The 2,159-nt window shown below is 69.4% G+C and carries 3 protein-coding genes; all 3 read right to left on the reverse strand.

Annotation, left to right across the window (positions count from 1 at the left end; all coding sequences use genetic code 11):
* Nucleotides 1–436 (reverse strand): ABC transporter ATP-binding protein (locus Q8K05_RS15285; RefSeq protein ID WP_305247485.1); only part of this gene is annotated, 436 nt, incomplete at its 3' end.
* Between the two features lie 23 nt (nt 437–459).
* Nucleotides 460–1,479, reverse strand: coding sequence for an iron ABC transporter permease (locus tag Q8K05_RS15290; protein ID WP_305247486.1), 1,020 nt, complete (start codon nt 1,477–1,479; stop codon nt 460–462).
* On the reverse strand, nt 1,476–2,159 hold a 684-nt coding region (locus Q8K05_RS15295; RefSeq protein WP_305247487.1), incomplete at its 5' end, for an ABC transporter substrate-binding protein. The genes Q8K05_RS15290 and Q8K05_RS15295, both read right to left, overlap by 4 nt.

Here is a 2,159-nt window from a genome sequence, read left to right on the forward strand (position 1 = left end):
GCTCGCCGCCCGACAGCTGGCCGAGCGGGCGGCCGCGCCAGTCCCAGGCCTGGGTGGCGCGCAGGGCGCGCTCCACGGCGGCGTGGTCGGCGGCGCTGGGCGGCGCCAGCCAGGCCTGGTGCGGCAGGCGGCCGAGCATGGCGACGTCGTACACCGTCAGGTCGTCGGCCGAGCTTTCGTTCTGGCCCAGCCATGACAGCTGCTGCGCCCGCGCCCGCCCGCGCAGGCTGGCCAGCGACTGACCCAGCAAGGCCACCTCGCCGCTGTGGGCCAGCAGCCCGGCCAGCACCTTGAGCAAGGTGGATTTACCCGCGCCGTTGGGGCCGACGATGCTGGTCCAGCGGGCAGCAGGCAGCGTCAGCGAAATGTTGTGCAACACCTCGGAATTTCCAAGGCTGGCGCAGACGGCGCGGGCGCTGACAGCTATTGAATCCATAGCATTAGAATGGCGTGCGGCGGTCATAGTCCAGCCCCTCGCCCGGTCTGCCGGTGCATCAGCCAGAGCAGATAGCCGCCGCCCAGCACCGCCGTGAGCACGCCCACGGGCAGTTCCTGCGGCGCAATCAGCCCCCGGGCCAGAATGTCGGCGGCTGTTAGCAGCACCGCGCCCATCAGGCTGGCCAGCACAATCAGGCGGCCGTGCGTGGTCTTGACGACCGAGCGCACCAGGTGCGGCGCGGCCAGGCCGACAAACGCAATCAGCCCGGTTTGCGCCACGGCGGCGCCGGTGGCCAACGCCAGCACTGCCACCAGCGCGGCGCGCATGGACGGCAGCCGCAGGCCCAGGCTTTGCGCGGTGGCCTCGCCCAGCGCCAGGCCGTCGAGCACATGGCTCAGCATCCACGCCGCCAGCAGACAGGCCGCAAAAGTCGCAGCCATCACGGCGCAGGCGGCCCAGCCGATGAAGCCGGTACTGCCCAGCATGAAGGCCTGCATCGCCTGCAGGATGTCCGGCGTGAGCAGCAAGATCAGCGAGGTGATGGCGCCCAGCACCACGCCCACGATCACGCCCGCCAGCAGCAGGCGCAGCGTGTGCTGCACACCCTTGGCCAGCAGCAGCGTCAGCAGCACGGCCAGCACGGCACCGACAAAGGCCGCACCCGTCAGCCCGATGCGCGCCAGCCAGTGCGTGGCCAGCGGCGACACGCCAAACAGCACCATGGCGCAGGCCACCCCCAGCGAGGCACCCGAGGCACTGCCCAGCAAATACGGGTCGGCCAGCGGGTTGCGAAACAGGCCCTGGGCCACGGCGCCGGCCAGCCCCAGCAAGGCGCCGGCCAGCCAGGCGCCGACCGTACGCGGCAGGCGGATTTCCCAGACGATTTGCAGCGCTTGCGGGTCGCGCTGCAGACTCAGTACCCTGTCAAAACCGGTGCTGCCCACGCTCACGCCCAGCAGCAGCAAGGCCGCTGTGGCCAGCAGCAGCCCGCCGGCCAGCAGCAGCGCCTTGCGGTGTTCAAGCGTGTGGCAAAGGTTCATCGGGCTTTGTCTTGCAGGCATTTCGCCATGATGCGCGCCGCCTCGGCCATGCGCGGGCCGGGCCGCACGACCACGTCGGAGTCTTCCACGCCAAACACGCAAATGCGCTGCTCGCGCACCGCCTTGATGCTGGACCAACCCGGGTACGGCACCATGGTTTGCATGCCGCGGCTGCCAATCATGATCAGGTCCGGATTGGCGCGCACGACAAACTCGGGGTTGAGCCTGGGAAACGGCCCCAGCGCAGCGGGCACCACATTTTTCACGCCCAGCCGGGTCAGCGTTTCGCCAATAAAGGACGTCTCGCCTGCGGCATACGGGCCCCGATTGACTTCAAAGTAGACGCGGGTGTTTTTGGCCTGCGGCGACAGCGACTGGGCCGCCGCTGACACACCGCTGTCAATCACGCGCCACAGCCGGTCGGCGCCCTGCGCGTCAGGAATCTCCAGCAACTGGCCCAGCTTGCCGAGCACGCGCCGGACATCGGCATGGCTTTTGGGCTCCAGCGCCACCACCTTGATGCCCAGAGACTCCAGGCGAAGACCCGCGCGCGAGGACTTGGCCAGCAGCACCACATCGGGCTTCAGGGCGACGATGCTCTCGATATTGGGGTCCAGCCCGCCGCCCACCACGGGCAGGCGCCGCACGCTGGCCGGGTAGTTGGAATAGCGGTCCACGCC

The sequence above is a fragment of the Polaromonas sp. genome (genome assembly GCF_030682935.1).
Taxonomy (GTDB): domain Bacteria; phylum Pseudomonadota; class Gammaproteobacteria; order Burkholderiales; family Burkholderiaceae_C; genus Polaromonas.

What these genes read in the sequence shown, in the direction of transcription:
- Q8K05_RS15290 (WP_305247486.1), bottom strand. Translation starts at nt 1,479, where the DNA reads ATGAACCTTTGCCACACGCTTGAACACCGCAAGGCGCTGCTGCTGGCC.